At 59.1% G+C, this 15,445-nt stretch carries 15 protein-coding genes and 1 pseudogene; 10 read left to right on the top strand and 6 right to left on the bottom strand.

The window, feature by feature from the left end:
* Positions 1–102: 102 nt before the first annotated feature.
* The 5 genes from nudF to parE are packed head-to-tail and all read left to right on the top strand — an operon-like array spanning position 103 to position 4,511.
* On the top strand, positions 103–735 hold the full coding sequence (gene nudF, locus OSH03_RS10930) for an ADP-ribose diphosphatase (RefSeq protein ID WP_028014443.1): 633 nt from the start codon (positions 103–105) through the stop codon (positions 733–735).
* On the top strand, positions 732–1,154 hold the full coding sequence (locus tag OSH03_RS10935; RefSeq protein ID WP_061097042.1) for a DUF1249 family protein: 423 nt from the start codon (positions 732–734) through the stop codon (positions 1,152–1,154). Before nudF ends, OSH03_RS10935 begins: the two co-directional genes overlap by 4 nt.
* A gap of 27 nt (positions 1,155–1,181) precedes the next feature.
* Positions 1,182–2,009 carry a 3',5'-cyclic-AMP phosphodiesterase gene (gene cpdA, locus OSH03_RS10940; RefSeq protein ID WP_061097043.1) on the top strand — a complete coding sequence of 276 codons (828 nt, stop codon included), beginning with the start codon at positions 1,182–1,184 and terminating at the stop codon, positions 2,007–2,009.
* Positions 2,009–2,590 (top strand): esterase YqiA, encoded by a 582-nt coding sequence (gene yqiA, locus OSH03_RS10945; protein ID WP_059358356.1) that lies wholly within the window; start codon positions 2,009–2,011, stop codon positions 2,588–2,590. The genes cpdA and yqiA overlap by 1 nt, the downstream gene beginning before the upstream one ends.
* A 28-nt stretch (positions 2,591–2,618) precedes the next feature.
* A complete protein-coding gene (gene parE, locus OSH03_RS10950; protein ID WP_028014439.1) occupies positions 2,619–4,511 on the top strand; it encodes a DNA topoisomerase IV subunit B in 1,893 nt (630 codons plus the stop codon).
* Between the two features lie 78 nt (positions 4,512–4,589).
* Here parE and OSH03_RS10955 read toward each other — a convergent pair whose 3' ends face one another.
* Positions 4,590–6,728, bottom strand: a complete 2,139-nt coding sequence (locus OSH03_RS10955; RefSeq protein WP_266179035.1) for a TonB-dependent siderophore receptor — start codon at positions 6,726–6,728, stop codon at positions 4,590–4,592.
* 384 nt (positions 6,729–7,112) lie between these two features.
* Between OSH03_RS10955 and OSH03_RS10960 the strand changes: the two genes are divergently transcribed.
* The 5 genes from OSH03_RS10960 to OSH03_RS10980 are packed head-to-tail and all read left to right on the top strand — an operon-like array spanning position 7,113 to position 11,774.
* On the top strand, positions 7,113–7,925 hold the full coding sequence (locus OSH03_RS10960) for an ABC transporter ATP-binding protein (RefSeq protein ID WP_266179036.1): 813 nt from the start codon (positions 7,113–7,115) through the stop codon (positions 7,923–7,925).
* On the top strand, positions 7,922–8,905 hold the full coding sequence (locus OSH03_RS10965) for a FecCD family ABC transporter permease (protein WP_266179037.1): 984 nt from the start codon (positions 7,922–7,924) through the stop codon (positions 8,903–8,905). Before OSH03_RS10960 ends, OSH03_RS10965 begins: the two co-directional genes overlap by 4 nt.
* Positions 8,902–9,942, top strand: coding sequence for a FecCD family ABC transporter permease (locus OSH03_RS10970; protein WP_266179038.1), 1,041 nt, complete (start codon positions 8,902–8,904; stop codon positions 9,940–9,942). Before OSH03_RS10965 ends, OSH03_RS10970 begins: the two co-directional genes overlap by 4 nt.
* 9 nt (positions 9,943–9,951) lie before the next feature.
* Positions 9,952–10,902: an iron-siderophore ABC transporter substrate-binding protein gene (locus tag OSH03_RS10975; protein WP_266179039.1), complete on the top strand. Its 951-nt coding sequence runs from the start codon at positions 9,952–9,954 to the stop codon at positions 10,900–10,902.
* A complete protein-coding gene (locus OSH03_RS10980) occupies positions 10,899–11,774 on the top strand; it encodes a MurR/RpiR family transcriptional regulator (RefSeq protein ID WP_266179040.1) in 876 nt (291 codons plus the stop codon). The genes OSH03_RS10975 and OSH03_RS10980 overlap by 4 nt, the downstream gene beginning before the upstream one ends.
* A 20-nt stretch (positions 11,775–11,794) precedes the next feature.
* Here the strand turns inward: OSH03_RS10980 and lysM are convergent.
* From lysM to qseB, 5 genes and pseudogenes are all read right to left on the bottom strand, one after another.
* Positions 11,795–12,233, bottom strand: a pseudogene (gene lysM, locus OSH03_RS10985) (peptidoglycan-binding protein LysM).
* Positions 12,234–12,318: 85 nt separating this feature from the next.
* The gene (locus OSH03_RS10990; RefSeq protein WP_008502984.1) at positions 12,319–12,633 is read right to left on the bottom strand and encodes a putative quinol monooxygenase; all 315 of its coding nucleotides are present in this window, start codon (positions 12,631–12,633) and stop codon (positions 12,319–12,321) included.
* 31 nt (positions 12,634–12,664) lie between these two features.
* Complete coding sequence (locus OSH03_RS10995) at positions 12,665–13,246, bottom strand: NAD(P)H-dependent oxidoreductase (protein WP_266179041.1); 582 nt, start codon at positions 13,244–13,246, stop codon at positions 12,665–12,667.
* Between the two features lie 105 nt (positions 13,247–13,351).
* The gene (qseC, locus tag OSH03_RS11000) at positions 13,352–14,689 is read right to left on the bottom strand and encodes a quorum sensing histidine kinase QseC (RefSeq protein WP_266179042.1); all 1,338 of its coding nucleotides are present in this window, start codon (positions 14,687–14,689) and stop codon (positions 13,352–13,354) included.
* Positions 14,686–15,345: a quorum sensing response regulator transcription factor QseB gene (gene qseB / locus OSH03_RS11005; protein WP_151414057.1), complete on the bottom strand. Its 660-nt coding sequence runs from the start codon at positions 15,343–15,345 to the stop codon at positions 14,686–14,688. The genes qseC and qseB overlap by 4 nt, the downstream gene beginning before the upstream one ends.
* Positions 15,346–15,445 lie beyond the last annotated feature (100 nt).

A 15,445-nucleotide genomic window follows, 5' to 3' on the forward strand; every position in this document is an offset into this window, starting at 1 on the left:
TCTGGCGGTAATTTGCACCAATCTACCATATAGCCTTACAAACGGCAGCCAAACAGCCTTGAAATTCACAATTTCATCACCATTGCTACCAGGACTCGACTCATGCAAAAACCAGAAAAGTTGCCCGTGACATTCGCCAAAAACGATGTAGAAATTATTGCACGAGAAACGCTTTATAGCGGTTTTTTTTCGATGGATCTTTACCGTTTCAGGCATCGCCTGTTCAACGGTGAAATGAGCGGCGAAATCAGACGTGAAATTTTTGAGCGCGGGCATGCGGCTGTCTTGCTACCCTTTGACCCAGTGCGTGACGAAGTCGTGCTGGTGGAGCAGATCCGCATTGCCGCGTATGACACCAGTGAAAGCCCGTGGCTGCTGGAGATGGTGGCCGGGATGATCGAAGAGGGCGAGTCGGTTGAAGACGTCGCTCGACGCGAGGCGCTGGAAGAGGCCGGGCTGGTGGTAGGCCGCACAAAACCGGTGTTGAGCTATCTGGCAAGCCCCGGGGGCACCAGCGAGCGCTTGTCCATTATGGTGGGCGAAGTGGACGCCACGACGGCGGAAGGGATCCACGGTCTGGCTGATGAAAACGAAGATATTCGGGTTCATGTGGTAAGCCGGGAACAGGCTTATCAGTGGGTAGAAGAGGGGAAAATCGACAACGCAGCGTCTGTCATCGCCCTGCAATGGCTGCAGCTGCATTATCAGACATTACGAAACGAGTGGAAAAAATGAAGCGCTATACGCCTGACTTCCCAGAAATGATGCGCCTGTGCGAAACCAATTTTGCACAGCTGCGCCGCCTGCTGCCGAGAAACGACGCACCCGGCGAAACGGTAAGCTATCAGGTGAGCAACGCGCAGTATCGGTTAACGATAACAGAATCAACGCGCTACACTACGCTGGTGGACATTGAGCAAACGGCGCCCAGCATCAGCTACTGGAGCCTGCCGTCAATGACGGTGCGCCTCTATCATGACGCGATGGTCGCTGAAGTGTGTTCAAGTCAGCAGATCTTTCGCTTCAAGGCGCGGTATGATTATCCGAATAAAAAGTTGCATCAACGCGACGAAAAGCATCAAATTAACCAGTTTTTAGCCGACTGGCTAAGATATTGTTTAGCACATGGAGCAATGGCGATTCCGGTTTGTTAGCGTCATAAACCTACCTAAGGACACCATTTGGAAAGCCTGTTGAACCTGACTGTTGCTGGTGGGGCGCCAGTCAGGATATTACAAATCACCGATACCCACCTTTTTGCCGAAAAGCATGAAACTTTACTGGGGGTTAATACCTGGGAGAGTTATCAGGCGGTACTGAGCGCCATTCACGCTGAACATCGCGACTGCGACCTGATTGTCGCAACGGGCGATCTGGCGCAGGACCAGTCCTCCGCGGCCTACCAGCACTTTGCTGAAGGCATCGCGAGCTTTAGCGTGCCTTGCGTCTGGCTGCCAGGAAACCACGATTTCCAGCCCGCAATGTACAGCTCCCTTCAGGATGCGGGGATCTCTCCGGCGAAGTGCGTATTTGCGGGTGAACAGTGGCAGATCCTGCTGCTGGACAGCCAGGTATTTGGCGTCCCGCACGGTGAATTAAGCGAGTTTCAACTCGACTGGCTGGAGACCAAACTGGCTGCCGAACCTGAGCGTTATACGCTGCTGCTGCTCCATCATCATCCGCTGCCGGCTGGCTGCAGCTGGCTGGATCAACACAGCCTGCGTAACTCCGCGGCGCTGGATAGCGTTCTGGTGAAATACCCGCGGGTGAAACACCTGCTGTGCGGACACATCCATCAGGAACAGGATCTCGACTGGAACGGACGCCGCATGCTGGCGACGCCGTCAACCTGCGTGCAGTTTAAGCCGCACTGCGCCAACTTTACGCTGGATACTATCGCGCCAGGCTGGCGCTGGCTGGAACTGCATGCCGACGGCACGCTGACCACGGAAGTCTGCCGTCTGGCAGGCGCAGAGTTCCGCCCGGATACCGCTTCAGAAGGCTACTGATGTCTACGCTCCTTTATCTGCACGGATTCAACAGCTCGCCGCGCTCCGCAAAAGCGACGCAGTTTCGCCAGTGGCTGAGCGAGCATCACCCCCACGTTGAGATGCTCATCCCGCAGCTGCCGCCTTACCCGGCGGAGGCGGCGGAAATGCTCGAATCGATCGTGCTTGAACACGGCGGTGAATCATTTGGCGTGGTCGGCTCATCGCTGGGCGGGTACTACGCCACCTGGCTCTCACAATGCTTTATGCTGCCCGCCGTTGTGGTTAATCCGGCGGTACGGCCATTTGAGCTGCTGAGGGACTTTCTTGGCGAAAACGAGAACCCCTACACCGGGCAGCAATATGTGCTAGAGTCACGCCATATTTACGATCTCAAAGTTATGCAGGTCGACCCGCTTGAAGCGCCGGATCTCATCTGGCTGTTGCAGCAGACGGGTGATGAAGTGCTGGATTACCGCCAGGCAGTGGCGTATTACGCCTCCTGCCGCCAGACTATAGAAGAGGGCGGAAACCATGCTTTCACGGGCTTTGAGGATCATTTCACCCAGATTGTCGATTTTCTTGGACTGCACAGCCACTGACAATCAATGCGAATTGCTAGTTTAAATCATGACGCAAACCTATAACGCTGATGCCATTGAGGTACTCACCGGGCTTGAGCCGGTTCGCCGCCGCCCGGGGATGTATACCGATACGACGCGCCCAAACCATCTGGGCCAGGAAGTTATTGATAACAGTGTGGACGAAGCGCTGGCGGGCCATGCCAAACGCGTTGACGTCATCCTGCACGCCGATCAGTCGCTGGAAGTTATCGACGACGGCCGCGGCATGCCGGTGGACATCCACCCGGAAGAGGGCGTGCCTGCCGTTGAGCTGATCCTCTGCCGTCTGCACGCGGGCGGTAAGTTCTCCAACAAAAACTACCAGTTCTCTGGCGGTCTGCACGGCGTGGGGATTTCCGTGGTGAACGCCCTGTCCAAACGCGTGGAAGTGAACGTCCGTCGCGACGGCCAGGTCTACAACATCGCGTTTGAAAACGGCGAGAAGGTGCAGGATCTGCAGGTTGTCGGCACGTGTGCTAAACGCAACACCGGCACCAGCGTCCATTTCTGGCCTGACGAAAGCTTCTTCGACAGCCCGCGCTTTTCCGTTTCTCGCCTGACGCACCTGCTGAAAGCCAAAGCAGTGCTCTGCCCGGGCGTAGAAATCACCTTTAAAGATCACGTCAACAACACCGAGCAGACCTGGTGCTACGCCGATGGCCTTAACGACTACCTGTGCGAAGCGGTAAACGGCCTGCCGACGCTGCCGGAAAAACCGTTTGTCGGTAACTTTAGCGGCGATACCGAAGCCGTGGACTGGGCGCTGCTGTGGCTGCCGGAAGGCGGCGAGCTGCTCACCGAAAGCTACGTCAACCTGATCCCGACCATGCTCGGCGGTACGCACGTCAACGGCCTGCGTCAGGGCCTGCTGGACGCGATGCGCGAGTTCTGCGAATACCGCAACATTCTGCCGCGCGGCGTGAAGCTCTCGGCGGAAGACATCTGGGACCGCTGCGCCTACGTGCTCTCCGTGAAGATGCAGGATCCGCAGTTTGCCGGTCAGACCAAAGAGCGTCTGTCATCGCGCCAGTGCGCGGCGTTCGTCTCCGGCGTGGTGAAAGATGCCTTTACTCTGTGGCTGAACCAGAACGTTCAGGCGGCTGAGATGCTGGCTGAAATGGCCATCTCCAGCGCCCAGCGTCGTTTGCGCGCCGCGAAGAAAGTGGTGCGTAAAAAGTTGACCAGCGGCCCTGCGCTGCCGGGCAAGCTGGCGGATTGCACCGCGCAGGATCTCAACCGCACCGAGCTGTTCCTCGTGGAAGGGGACTCGGCGGGCGGGTCGGCCAAGCAGGCGCGCGATCGTGAATATCAGGCGATCATGCCGCTCAAGGGTAAGATCCTGAACACCTGGGAAGTCTCTTCAGACGAAGTGCTGGCATCGCAGGAAGTGCACGATATTTCCGTTGCGATCGGTATCGATCCTGACAGCGAGGATCTGAGCCAGCTGCGCTACGGCAAGATCTGTATCCTCGCGGATGCGGACTCCGATGGTCTGCACATCGCCACGCTGCTGTGCGCGCTGTTTGTGAAGCACTTCCGCACGCTGGTGAAAAACGGTCACGTCCACGTGGCGCTGCCGCCGCTCTACCGTATCGACCTCGGCAAAGAGGTTTACTACGCGCTGACGGAAGAAGAGAAAGCGGGCGTGCTGGAGCAGTTGAAGCGTAAGAAGGGCAAACCAAACGTGCAGCGCTTTAAAGGGCTGGGCGAAATGAACCCGATGCAGCTGCGCGAAACGACGCTGGATCCGAACACGCGCCGCCTGGTGCAGCTGACGATCAGCGACGAAGACGAACAGCAAACCAACGCCGTGATGGATATGCTCCTTGCCAAGAAACGTTCGGAAGACCGACGCAACTGGCTGCAGGAGAAAGGGGATATGGCGGATATTGAGGCCTGATGAGTCCCCTCACCCTAACCCTCTCCCCAAAGGGGAGAGGGGATTGCACGGAGCCGTCTTTTCACCCTCGCGCTAAAATCAAAACTCCATCTTCACCGTAAACTGCACTTCGCGCGGATCGCCAATCTGGTTGCCCAGGTTGTTGGTCGCAATCGACGACGTGTAGTAGGTCTTATCAAACAGGTTCTTCACGTTCACCTGCAGCGTCACCGGATACTGTAGCTTCATCTTATACGCCGCAAACGCATCCGCCACGAAATAGCCCGGCAGATAATAATCCGCGCCGTTGGTCGCCGAGCGGCGGCTTACGCCGTGCCCGCCGCCGCCGAGCGTCAGGGTATTCCCGGCAAACGCATTGTGAATATCGTAGGTGAGGAACAGGGAGCCGGTATGGCGCGGTACGTTCGGCAGCGGTTTGCCCGCGTAGTCCGGGTCTTCCAGCACTTTCGCGTCGGTATAGCCGTAGCTGGCGATAATGTTGGTGTTCTCCGTCAGCGATCCGGCAAGATCCACCTCCACGCCCTGAGAGCGCACGCGGCCCGCCGTTTTGGCGATGGTTTCGCCGCCGATGCTTTCGGTGTACAGCACGTTGCGCTTGTGGATATCAAACAGCGCGATGTTAGCAGTAACTCCGTCGAACAGGTCGAACTTTGCGCCTACTTCGTACGCGTTTGAGGTTTCCGGCGGCAGATCGCCAATGTAGCTCGCAATGGACGACTGCGGCATAAACGTCTGCGAATAGTTGGCAAACAGCGAGACGGCTGGCGTCAGTTTGTAAACCAGCCCCAGCTTTGGCGTCCACTGCTCGTCGCGGCTGTCGGTATTGACGCTAAACGGGCGGCCTTTGCCTGCGTACTGGGTGTAATACTGGTAGCGCAGCCCGGCGACGGCGATCCATTTATCCGTCAGGTAAAGGGCATCCTGGGCATAGGCCGAGTAGCTCTCCTGCTTGAGCGTCTGGTCGCTGTCAGCGGCGGAGACGGTTGTACACTCGTCGAGCTTGCCGTAAACCGGATTATAGATATTAAAACCTTTGACGTTCTTACAGCGCATCATGTCCGTGCGCAGCAGATCGTAATTTTCATACGACACGCCGGTGAGGATCTCATTATAAAAGCCCGCGATATCCACGTTCCCCTGCAGATCCGCACGGGTGCTGTGCATGCGCTGGGTTGAGCCCTGGGTTGCATCCACCCGGCGGGTCAGGGTGCCGGTTTTCGAATCGTAGGCCATGACGCGGGCCTGGTTGTCGCTGTATTTATCCTGGCTGTAGCTGTAGTCGAACTTCGCGGTCCACTGGCTGTTGAGGCGATACTCCGCGTTAAGCTGAGCGAGATCGGACTGCCCGTCGGTCACGTTAAACGGCTCGTCAAAGCGGGTTTTGCGATCGACGTCCACGGCCTTTTTAGTGTTGAGATCGAAGATCGTTCCGCGATCGAACGGGGTCTTATAGTCGCGATGCGAATAGAGCACGGTCACGGTGGCATCGTCGCCGAACCAGGTCAGCGATGGGGCGATAAACGTGCTGCGTTCGTTGCCGAAGTTGCGCCAGTAATCCTCGTCCTGATATTCGCCCGTGAGGCGATACGCCAGGCGCGTGCCGTCAATCGGACCGGTAACATCAACCTGTCCGGTGCCGCCGCCAAAGCTGGAAGAGGTGGCAGAAATCGAGCCGCCGAAGGTTTTCTCCGGGCGCTTCGTGACGACGTTAATCAGGCCGCCCGGATCGAGAATGCCGTACAGCGTTGAGGCCGGGCCTTTCAGCACCTCCACGCGTTCGGTTGCGGCGTTAAAGCTGCGCGGCAGCACGGTGCGCAGGCCGTTGGTCATGATCGAGCCGTCGCGGTTTGCGCCGAATCCGCGGCGCACGAAGGCATCCTGCGTGCCGCCCAGGGTGTTGGTCTGCACCACGTTGCTGACGTTATACAGCGCTTCATCGAGCGTGGTGGCGTGCTGATCCTCCAGCACCTTATCGCTGACGGTATTGACCACCTGCGGGATATCCAGCATCGGCATGTTGGTTAGCGTGGCGGTGGAGGTTTTCAGCGGCTGGTAGCCGTTAGTGGCCTCCGCCGTAGCATTTGGATCGGCGGTGACGGTAAGCGTTTCGCCGTCTTTAGCCGTGGTGTCTGCTGCCTGCACCAGCGGCGCCATAAACAGCAGTGAAAAGAGCGCGTGCCCTTTTACCCCAGAGAGTGAAGGTGTGAACGTAGCCATTACATCTGTTATCCCAAAATATCCGTGAAGCACCTTCACGGAAGAACATGTGAGTCATTGCCCTTTATGGTCTGCTCGTTAGCCAGAACCGGCATCGAACATGTAATTGAGAATCATTCAAGCATGCGGAAATGTAGTAGTAAATGAAAAAATCCAAAAATCGGCTACACCTAAGAAACGTAACGAAAAAGCGCAGTGAAATCCAATTAACTAATTGAAAATAAAATCTTTATTGTTTTTACGATCGGTGTAGTAACGCTCCGTTACCCCTGGTTTTTTCAGGGTGTTTCTTCTCTTGACTACTACATGGCGCGGCCTCAAACTCTCAAAAGAGAATGATTTTTATTTATATTTGTTTCCCTTTTTTATTACGTTGGCATGCACGTGGCTCACAACACGACAAAACCGGGGCTGGTTCTGGAGAATCTTTCTGCCGGTTATCAGAAAAAAATCATCGTTGATGATATTTCCCTTGCGATCCCCCAGCAGAAAATCACCGTTCTGGTGGGGGCGAACGGCTGCGGAAAATCCACGCTGCTGAGTACCATCGCGCGTTTGCTCCAGCCGCTTGGCGGCGCGGCGGTTCTCGACGGCAAGGCGATCCACGCGCAGCCGACGAAAGCCGTCGCCCGCCAGCTTGGCATCCTGCCGCAGTCTCCGCTGCTGCCGGAAGGGTTAACCGTCTTTGAGCTGGTCTCGCGCGGGCGTTTTCCCTGGCAAAATTTTATGCGCCAGTGGAGCGACGAGGACGAGCGGGCGGTGGAGGAGGCCCTGCGCCTGACCGGCACGGCAGAGTTTGCCCACATGCCCGTCGAAAGCCTGTCCGGTGGCCAGCGTCAGCGCTGCTGGATCGCCATGGCGCTGGCGCAGCAAACGCCCTATATCCTGCTGGATGAACCCACCACGTTCCTCGATCTCCGCTATCAGGTGGAGATCCTCGAACTGCTGCATACGCTGACGCGCGAGCATGGGCGTACCGTGGTGGTGGTACTGCACGATCTTAACTTCGCCGTGAACTACGGGGATTCGCTGGTCTTTTTACGCCAGGGAAAAGTCGAGGGCGTACTGCATGAGGGAGATGTCTGCACGCCGGAGCTGATTAAAGCGGTGTTTGATGTCGACGTGCATATGTCCATCAATCCGCTGACCGGTAAACCGTTCTTTATGCCGTTTCGCCAGGCCACAAAACAGCCATGATGCGCACCTCTCTCGCTTTCCTGATTTTCGCCCTGCTGCTGGCAACGGGCGCGATTGCCCATCTGGGGATCGGCGCACGCTTTATCGCCCCGCAAACGGTGGTGGAGGCCTTTCTCCACTTCGATCCGCGCAATTTCGACCATAACATCATCATCAAACTCAGACTGTTGCGCCTCTGCGCCGCGATGGTGACAGGCGCCGCGCTCGGCGTGGCGGGCGTGCTGCTGCAATCCGCGATCCGCAACCCGCTCGGCGAACCGCATATTCTGGGGCTCAACGCCGGGGCGGCGCTGGCGGTAGTGCTGACAAGCGCGTTAGGGTTAACGCTGCCATTTGGCCGCCCGCTGATTGCCGCAACCGGTGCCGCGGCGCTGTTTCTGCTGGTGCTCACGTTCTCCTCGTCCGGGCGTACCGGGCTGACGCCGATGAAGGTCACGCTGTGCGGCGTGGCGATGTCGGCGTTTGCCTCGTCGATTACCGCCACGGTGCTCATCCTGGATGAACAGACGCTGCTCGCCATGCGCACCTGGCTGGCGGGGGATTTGGCGGGGGTTAGCGGTGACACGATTGCCGCTGCCCTGTGGGTGGCGGGTGTGGGCTTTGTGCTGGCGCTCTGGCTGTCGCCCTCGCTCAACATGCTGGCGCTGGGCGACAGAATGGCGCAGGGGCTTGGCGTATCGCTGCTGAAAACGCGGCTGCTCGCCCTGCTGGCCATCGCGCTGCTCTGCGGTGCGGCAGTCTCCCTCGCTGGGCCTGTCGGCTTTATCGGGCTCGTGGTGCCGCAGCTCGTTCGCCGTCTGGTGTCGGTCGATCTGCGCGTGATGGTGCCGCTGTCCGCCCTGTGCGGGGCGCTGGTTCTGCTGCTGGCGGATATCGCTGCCCGCACGCTGTTTTCGCCCTGGGAGCTGGCAACCGGCATCATGACCGCGCTGGTTGGCGCCCCGGTCTTTATCTTCATGGCCTCGAGGATGTTCAAATGAACCGCGCCGGACTGCGTGCGCTACGCGTTGGCGCCTTCTCGGCGCTGGTCCGCCCAAAGGCGCTGGTATGTCTGGTCATCCTGACGCTGGCCGCCTGCCTGCTGACGGCTTTTGGCCTGACGCACGGCTCTCTGCCCATCCCCACTTCCGCCATCGGGCGCGCGCTGTTTTATCCAGAAAGCCTGACGGCGGAGACGCGCTACATCGTGATGGATATCCGCCTGCCGCGCCTGCTGATGGCGGCGCTGTGCGGTGGGATGCTCGGCATGGCGGGGGCGGCAATGCAGTCTATTACCCGCAATGGCCTGGCCGATCCGGGGCTTATCGGCGTGAAAGAGGGCTGTAGCGCGGCGGTACTGCTGCTGATATTTCAGTTCCCGGCGCTGGGCCTGGCCTGGCGGCCGCTGGTTGGCATGGTCGGTGGGCTGCTTACCGCGCTGCTGGTGGTGGCTCTGGAGCGCGATGTCTCACGTCCGCGATTCATCCTGATCGGCATTGGCGTGTCGTGGGTTTTTGCCGCCGCAATGGGTGTTTTTATGACCACGGCGGACGTGCGCGACGTGCAGACGGCGATGCTGTGGCTGGCGGGCAGCCTGCACGCGGTAAACTGGACGCTGGTCTGCATTGCCGCTTTCTGGGCGCTTCCGGCGTTTGCGCTGCTGCTGTTTACCGCCCGCGCTGCGGACGTGGCGCTGCTCGGTAATCATGCCGCAGCGGGCCTTGGCGTTCGCACAAACCGGCTGGCGCTGCTGAGGGTTCTCGCCCCGGTAGTGCTCACGGCGGCCTGCGTCTCCTGCGTGGGCAGCATTGGTTTTGTCGGGCTGATTGCGCCGCATATGGCACGCCTGCTGCTTCGCGGCGGGCAAACGGCGCTCCTGACGGGAAGCGCCGTGCTGGGGGCGCTGCTGGTGCTGCTGGCGGATAACGTCGGGCGGCTGGCATTCCTCCCGCTGCAGCTGCCGGCGGGAATTGTGATTTCACTGATTGGCGGACCGTTTTTCCTGCTGCTGCTCTGGCAGCGTCGGGACAGATTTTAGGGGATTAACATGCGCATACTGTTTTCGATGCTGTTGCTGGTGGGGCTTACGGCGAGCGCGGCCGAGCCGACGCAGACGTTTACTGACGATCTGAACCGTAAGGTGGTGGTGCCGGTGCATCCGAAACGGATCGTCTCGCTACACGACCTGGACATTACCATTCCGCTGATTGAGCTTGGCGTACCGCCGGTGGCGAGCCATGGCCGCACCCGGCCGGACGGCAGCCACTTTCTGCGCTCCAGCGGCATGTTGACCGGCGTCGACTTCGATAATTCCGACATCAAATTTATCGGCACTGCGGATATCGACATTGAAGCCATCGCCGCCGCAAAACCGGACCTGATCGTTACCGAGCCGACCCGCAACACCCCGGTGGAACAGCTGGAAAAAATTGCCCCGACGGTGAGCATCGATCATCTCGACGGCGGCGCGCCGGAGATCTACCGCAAGCTGGCGCAGCTGACGGGCACGCAGGCGCGGCTCAAGGTTCTGGAGCGGCGCTATCAGGAGCAAATTAAGGCGCTGAAAGCGACTATTGATACCCGCAAGGTGAGCGTATCGGTGATTCAGGCCAATCAGGGGAAAATCAACGCCATGCACAGCTACCACTCGCTGGGCCGCGTGCTGCGTGATGCCGGGTTCACCTTCCCGCCGCTGATTGAGTCTATCCCGGAAGGGGGGCGAATTGACGTCAGCGCCGAGCGGCTGCCGGAGCTGGATGCGGATTTCGTTTTCGCCACCTGGCGCGGGGATACGGGCGGCAAACCGCAGGACGAGCTGGCGGCGATGGATGCGGTAATGCCGGGCTGGTGCCAGTTCCTGAATGCCTGTCGGACCGGACGCTACGTGCTGATCTCGCGTGAAGAGGCCATCTCGAACTCGTTCGCCTCGTTAGGGCTGATGGTCGCGCAGGTCCAGTCGCAGATTGCCGGACGTCCGCTGCCGGAGGCGTCACGATGAGCCGTAAAGTTGATCTCTTCGGCGACCGCCTGCGCTCCCGGTCGCACCAGCTCACGCCGCGGCTGCTGCAGGTGGCGCGCTATATCAATGAAAATCGGGAAGCGGTGATGGAGCAGACGGCCATGGAGATTGCGACGCTGCTGAAAACGTCGGACGCCACCGTCGTTCGCGCCATCCAGGCGCTGGGTTTCGCCGGGCTGCGCGATCTCAAGCAGACGCTGGAGCAGTGGTTTGGCCCGGTCGTGACCTCCAGCGAAAAGATGTTCACTACGGTGAATACGCTGACCAGCGACGTCAATGCGAGCATTGATTTCGTGCTGGAGGGGCATCAGCACACCTGTGAAGTGTTGTCTGAACCCCATAACCGCTTCGCGATGGCACAGGCGGTCTCGCTGCTGGCGCAGGCGAGGCAGGTCGCCATATTTGGGATTGGCGCGTCCGGCATTCTGGCCGAATACACCGCCAGGCTGTTCAGCCGAATGGGGCTACCCGCCACGCCGCTTAACCGTACCGGAATAGGGCTGGCCGAGCAGCTGATCGGGCTCCAGCGCGGGGATGTGCTGATCATGATGGCGCAAAAATCCGCGCACCGGGAAGGGCAAACCACGCTGCGCGAAGCAAAACGTCTGGGTATTCCCACGATTTTGCTGACCAATGCCACCGACTCGCGATTCAGCAAAGAGGCCAGCGTGGTGATCCACGTCCCGCGCGGCGGCGAGAAGGGCAAAATTCCGCTCCACGGCACGGTGCTGCTGTGCCTGGAGATGATTGTTTTATCCGTCGCCTCCACCGAGCCGCAGCGCACCATCAAGTCGATGAAGCGCATCAACGAGCTTCACCGCGGGTTAAAGCCGGGGAAGAAGAGCAGCTGATTTCCCCGGCTCGCGGATCGCTATTTAGGAATACGCAGCGTCTGGCCGGGATAGATTTTATCCGGGCTGGAGAGCATCGGGCGGTTAGCCTCAAAAATCTTGTTGTACTGGTTGGCATCGCCGTACACGGTTTTTGGAGATAGCGCTCAGGGTATCGCCGGATTTTACCGTGTAGTAGGTGGCTTCATCTTTGGCATCGGTCGTGGTGATGTTGTTTTCCACCTCGCTGACGCCCGCGATGTTGCCGACGGCGACCTGGATTTTTTCTTTCTGCTCCTGGGTCAGTCCGTCACCCGTCACGCTGGCCTTGCCGTCGGTAACGTTAACCTGAACTTTGTCTGAACCGGGAATGTTGAGTTTCTTGAGGTGCTCGGTGATTTTGTCGCTCTGACCTTTGTGGTCGGTCAGGTTATCCCATAGCTTTTCGCCTGCTTCTTTCACGAAGTTAAAAAGACCCATTCCATCCTCCTGTTAATCATGAAGTCAGAATAAGCATAGCAGGTCAGAGAGAATTCCCTCCCCGGAAGGAGAGGGAAGGCAGGTTTTAAACCCCTTGCTCCAGAATACGGATGTGGGTCTCCAGCACGTCACCCTTCACCGCATCGCTCCACGCTTTCATGTGAGCGGTCTGCAGGTGTGCTTCAAGGTGCGCGACGGTTTCCCACTGCTCAACCATGATAATGGAGTCTGGCGCAGTGGCCTGGAAGCTTGCGTCGGTAGCGGCGTCCACCATCGGCGCGTAGCCGTGGCAGCCTTCTTCTTTCAGTACGGTTGGGATGATTTTCGCGAACTGATCCAGCACCGCCTGGCGGTGATGTTGACCTGGACGAGTACGGATTTCTGCGATTACTGTAAGCATGGTTACTACTCCTTTAATTCCAGGCTACCAGTTAAGCAAAAATTTTCGCGAGATGCTTGCGATATTCTGCGATATAGCTCGGGACGTCAGGCATTTTAATCACGTCGTTGACGATAAAGGTCGGCAGCGGATCCATCCCCAGGAACTGGTTCGCCTTGTGGAACGGCAGATACGCGCCGTCTACGCCCACGCCTTCGAAGAACTGATCTTTTTCGGTGAAGGCTTCCAGAGGGGCGTTCCAGGTCAGGGAAAGCATATATTTTTTGCCCTGAATCAGGCCGCCGGAGCCGTATTTTTTAGAGGCGTCTGAGCGGGTGCGCCCGTCGCTGGCATACAGCGAACCGTGACCTTCGGTGAAGACGTCGTCCATGTACTTTTTCACGGTCCACGGCGCGCCCATCCACCAGCCCGGCATCTGCCAGACAACCACGTCGGCCCACAGGAAGTTCTGCACTTCGGCCTTCACGTCATAGCTGCTGTCCGCGCGCACGACCTTAACATCATGCCCGGCGTCGCGCAGGAAACCGTCCGCGACCTCGGTCAGGGTGTCATTCAGCTGGCCTTTAGAGTGCGCGAACTCTTTCGCGCCGTTGATAATCAGAATGTTGCTCATTTTTTGTCCTCGATGCTGAGAGTATGCCGGGTATTCTACGCGCGAGGACGGAGCGGAAAAATGAGCAAAATGTGCAAAGTCTTTTGCGCTAAATGCAATAATCCCTTACCAGCTAACCTTCACTTCAAAGCCGCCTTCTGGCGCATTGCCGAGCGAGACGCGCATGCCGTGCAGGGCGGCAATGCGTTTCACAATGGATAACCCCAGCCCGCTGCCCGTGGCGTTCTGGCCCGGCGGGCGATAAAAGCGCTCGCCGAGACGCGCCAGCGCATCGGGTGAAATGCCCGGGCCGTTGTCGCGCACGGTAAAGCTACGGGTGTTCAGCGTCACGTCTACCACGCTGCCGCGCGGGCTATAGCGGGTGGCGTTATCCAGCAGGTTACGCACCAGCAGGCTCAGAAGCAGCTGCTGACCCGTGCGGGTCACCTCCGGCGCGTTGATGTGCAAACGAACATCAATACCCGCCTGCTGCGCCGGAGGGTAGATATCCATCACCGCAGACTGCAGCAGGTCGGCCATCGCTATTTGTTCTACGCCGTCCAGGCTATCCAGCGAGTCCAGGCGCGACAGCGTAAGGAGCTGATCCACCAGCCGGGAGGCGCGGTCGATACCCGCGTGCAGCTGCGCCAGCGCTTTTTCCTGCGCCTGCGGATCGTCCTGAGAAAGCTGCGCCACGTCGGTTTGCACCTTCAGCGCCGCCAGCGGGCTGCGCAGCTCGTGGGCGGCGTCGGAGGTGAAGCGGCGCTCGCGGATCATCATCTCCTGGGTACGGGCAAAGAGATGGTTCAGCGAGTCGAGCAGGGGGCGCACTTCCGCCGGCACGCCCTGCGTGGGCAGGGCATCGGTGGCATCCGGCGAGCGGGAACGCAGGGTCTGGGCCAGCTTTTTCAGGGGCTTCAGCTCCCGGCTCAGCAGGACGATCAGCAACAGCAGCATCACCGGCAGCGCCACCAGCCACGGCGTCAGCTGCGAGCTGACCACGTCCAGCGCCATATCCTGCCGGTACTCCCACTCCTGGCCGACCACCACGCGGTATTTTCCGTCTGGCGACGTCAGCCATAAAAAGCGCCATTCGTCGTTGTCATCCTGAAGCCGTCCGTCATCAAAGCCGTCACGACGATAGTGATACGGGATATCGCGCCCGTTTTCGCCGTCGTTAAGGATCATCGTGCCGTCTGCAGCGTAAATAGCGAAGGCCAGCGCGTCATCGTCCAGATGCCCGTGTTTGGCCTTTTTCGGCACCTCGCGCATGCGCTCCGGCGCGCGGATCTCGTCCAGGTCCATCGTCAGCAGCCGTTTGGCAAACAGCATCTGCTGCGTGTCGAACAGCTTATCGAGCTTGTCGGTAGTCTGCTGCCACGCCACCAGGCTGGCGGCAAACCAGGCCGCCAGGGACAGCGCTAAAAAGAGGAGCGTCAGGCGCAGCTTCAGGCTCAGCTTCATGCGTCACCCAGGGTGTAGCCGATGCCGTGCACGGTGCGGATAAACTCGCTCCCGAGCTTGCGGCGTAAATGATGAACGTGGACTTCCACGGCGTTGCTTGAGACGTCATCGTCCCAGGTATAAAGCTTTTCCTCGATCAGCTTGCGCGGCAGCACCCGGCCCGCGTTACGCATTAACAGCTCCAGCAGGGCAAACTCTTTCGGCTTGAGCGTCAGCGTTTCGCCCTCCAGCGTGGCGACGAGGCTGGCCGGGTCGAGCGTCACCTTGCCGTGACGCAACTCGCTGCGCGTCTGTCCGTGGCTGCGGCGCACCAGCGCTTCCAGGCGGGCGGCCACTTCTATCAGCGCGAACGGCTTGCAGAGATAATCGTCCGCACCGAGGCGCAGCCCTTCAACGCGCTGGTTCAGCGCATCCCGCGCCGTCAGGATCAGTACCGGCTCGCTGCGCCCGCTTTCGCGCCAGGCGCGCAGGATCTCCAGACCGTCCATTCCCGGCAGGGTCAGGTCAAGCACGACGGCATCATAGGGCGCAGAGGCGAGCGCGGCCTGCCCGGTTTTCCCGTCGGTAAACCAGTCCACGCTAAAGCCCAGTTTGCTTAAGCCCGCTTTGATGCCATCGCCAATTAACCCGTCGTCTTCTACCAGTAAAATGCGCATGTTCCCTCCTTGATGCCGTCAGTAAACCCTCTGCAAGCGCCTGCTGTACAGTAAAAATAAATAAATTTTCCCCTTAAGAAGTTGTTAAGGTTTACCCTGT

The sequence above is a fragment of the Enterobacter nematophilus genome, from assembly GCF_026344075.1.
Lineage (GTDB): Bacteria > Pseudomonadota > Gammaproteobacteria > Enterobacterales > Enterobacteriaceae > Enterobacter > Enterobacter nematophilus.